Origin of the sequence: Polaromonas sp. (assembly GCF_041689105.1) — a bacterium.
In the GTDB taxonomy this organism is placed as follows: Bacteria; Pseudomonadota; Gammaproteobacteria; order Burkholderiales; family Burkholderiaceae_C; genus Polaromonas.
In genome coordinates, this window is record NZ_JBDNGU010000117.1 from 1 (window position 1) to 3,147 (window position 3,147).

Below are 3,147 nucleotides of genomic sequence, written 5' to 3' on the forward strand. Positions count from 1 at the left end.
AGCAAAGAGGTGAAAAAATGCCACGTCGTCGCGAAGTCCCTAAACGTGAAATTCTTCCTGATCCGAAATACGGCAATGTTGACCTTGCCAAATTCATGAACGTGATCATGCAAGGCGGCAAAAAAGCCGTCGCAGAGCGCATCATTTACGGCGCGCTCGACTTCATCGAGAAAAAGAACCCGGGCAAAGACCCGCTGGAAGCTTTCCACATGGCCATCGGCAACATCAAGCCCATGGTTGAAGTGAAGTCCCGCCGCGTTGGCGGTGCCAACTACCAGGTGCCGGTTGAAGTGCGTCCGGTCCGCCGCATGGCCCTGGCCATGCGCTGGCTCAAGGAGGCCGCCAAGAAGCGCGGCGAGAAGTCCATGTCCCTGCGTCTGGCCAATGAGCTTATGGAAGCCACCGAAGGCCGTGGCGGCGCCATGAAAAAACGTGACGAAGTTCACCGCATGGCCGAAGCCAACAAGGCGTTCAGCCACTTCCGTTTCTGATTTTCGCTGGCAGTATTTGCTGCATTGATTTGACGGGTTGCCGGCCGGGCTCAAGGTGCCAAACGCCTTGATTCCGGGTGGTTCAACCCCAATTTCTGCCGCTGGGCGCACAAGGTCCTGACGGCAGACACGTAGAAAAACACAAGAGATGCCTGGGTGGGCAGTTTTTCAACGAGTCTTTTTCTCTTTGTTCGCAATCCCGAACTGAAAGTAATTTATGCCCCGCGCAACCCCCATTGAAAACTACCGCAATATCGGTATTTCAGCCCACATCGATGCTGGTAAAACCACCACCACCGAACGCGTCCTGTTTTACACGGGCGTGAACCACAAAATTGGTGAAGTCCACGACGGTGCTGCCACCATGGACTGGATGGAGCAGGAGCAGGAGCGTGGCATCACGATCACCTCTGCAGCCACCACCTGCTTCTGGAAGGGCATGGACAAGTCCCTGCCTGAGCACCGCATCAACATCATCGACACCCCTGGCCACGTTGACTTCACGATTGAAGTCGAGCGTTCCATGCGTGTGCTTGACGGTGCTTGCATGGTGTATTGCGCCGTGGGTGGTGTTCAGCCCCAGTCCGAAACCGTCTGGCGCCAGGCCAACAAATACAAGGTTCCACGCCTTGCTTTCGTGAACAAGATGGATCGTACTGGTGCCAACTTCTTCAAAGTTGTTGAGCAGATGAAGCTGCGCCTGAAAGCCAGCCCTGTGCCTATGGTGATCCCGATCGGCGCTGAAGAAAACTTCACCGGCGTGGTGGACCTGATCAAGATGAAAGCCATCATCTGGGATGAGGCCTCACAAGGCATGTTGTTCACCTACAGCGACATTCCGGCTGAGCTGCTGGAACTGGCTAAAGAGTGGCGCGAGAAGATGGTTGAAGCTGCGGCTGAGGCCTCTGAAGAATTCATGAACAAGTACCTTGAAGAAGGTGATTTGACCGAGGACGAGATCAAGCTGGGCATCCGCACGCGTACCATCGCCAGCGAGATCCAGCCGATGTACTGCGGCTCTGCCTTCAAGAACAAAGGCGTGCAGCGCATGCTGGATGCCGTGATTGAATTCATGCCATCGCCTGTCGACATTCCGCCCGTCAAGGGCATGGACGAAGACGAAGTACCGACCACTCGCAAGGCTGACGATAGCGAGAAGTTTTCTGCACTCGCATTCAAACTGATGACTGACCCGTTTGTGGGCCAGCTCACTTTCGTACGGGTCTATTCCGGCGTACTGAAAAAAGGCGACAGCGTCTACAACCCGATCAAGGGCAAGAAAGAGCGCATCGGTCGTATTGTGCAGATGCACGCCAACAACCGTGAAGAAGTTAGCGAAATCCGCGCCGGTGACATCGCTGCCTGTGTGGGCCTGAAAGACGTGACCACGGGTGAAACCCTGTGCGATCCGGATGCCATCGTCATGCTGGAGCGCATGGTGTTCCCCGAGCCTGTGATTACCCAGGCCGTGGAACCAAAAACCAAGGTCGACCAGGAAAAAATGGGCATCGCCTTGCAGCGCCTGGCGCAAGAAGATCCGTCTTTCCGCGTCAAAACCGACGAAGAGTCTGGCCAGACCCTGATCGCCGGTATGGGCGAGCTGCATCTGGAAATCATTGTTGACCGCATGAAGCGCGAGTTCGGTGTTGAAGCCAACGTTGGCAAGCCGCAAGTGGCTTATCGCGAAACGATTCGCAAGACCATCGAAGACGCAGAAGGCAAGTTTGTGCGTCAGTCCGGCGGTAAGGGTCAGTACGGCCACGTCGTGCTCAAGATCGAGCCGAACGAGCCAGGCAAAGGCATTGAGTTTGTTGACGCCATCAAGGGCGGAACGGTGCCACGCGAGTACATTCCTGCAGTCGAAAAAGGTATTCACGAGGCAGTGACCTCGGGCGTGCTGGCCGGCTACCCGGTGGTTGACGTGAAAGTCACGCTGCATTTTGGTTCGTACCACGATGTGGACTCGAACGAGATGGCCTTCAAGATGGCTGCGATTTTTGGCTTCAAAGAAGGCTGCCGCAAGGCCAGCCCGGTGATTCTGGAGCCGATGATGGCGGTCGAGGTGGAGACGCCTGAAGACTACGCTGGCAACGTGATGGGCGACCTGTCCTCGCGCCGCGGCATGGTTCAGGGCATGGAAGACATGGTGGGTGGCGGCAAGGCCATCAAGGCTGAAGTGCCCCTGTCTGAAATGTTCGGTTACTCGACCACACTGCGTTCAATGTCGCAGGGTCGTGCAACCTACACCATGGAATTCAAGCATTACTCGGAAGCCCCGCGCAATGTGTCCGAAGCCATCATGGCTGCACGCGCCAAGTAAAAAGTACACCCCCGAGACGGCTTTGCCGCCTCCCCCTCAAGGGGGCACCGCCTACGGCCCGGCAAAGCCGGTTCCGTGGCGGTTGCTGGAATGGATTTCCTGTCTTCGGCGCCACTTTTGTGGTTGGCCCGCTGCCCGTGGCGAGGCCTCAGCTGGAGACGTTAAACAGACACGGGCATGTTCTTTGGAGATTTGAAATGGCAAAAGGCAAATTTGAGCGGACCAAGCCGCACGTCAACGTAGGCACGATTGGGCACGTTGACCATGGCAAGACCACACTGACGGCAGCGATCACGACCGTGCTCGCAGCCAAATTCGGCGGCGAAGCCAAAGGCT

Annotated in this window: 3 protein-coding genes; all 3 read left to right on the forward strand. The window is 56.5% G+C overall.

Translation table 11 applies throughout. The features are described from left to right. Positions 1-17 precede the first annotated feature (17 nt). Positions 18-491: a 30S ribosomal protein S7 gene (gene rpsG / locus ACESMT_RS13240; RefSeq protein WP_188710046.1), complete on the forward strand. Its 474-nt coding sequence runs from the start codon at positions 18-20 to the stop codon at positions 489-491. Between the two features lie 217 nt (positions 492-708). Beyond that, entirely contained in the window at positions 709-2,811 is a 2,103-nt protein-coding gene (gene fusA / locus ACESMT_RS13245; RefSeq protein WP_372827067.1) for an elongation factor G, read from the forward strand. A gap of 197 nt (positions 2,812-3,008) precedes the next feature. Continuing rightward, positions 3,009-3,147 (forward strand): GTP-binding protein (locus ACESMT_RS13250; protein WP_304838772.1); only part of this gene is annotated, 139 nt, incomplete at its 3' end.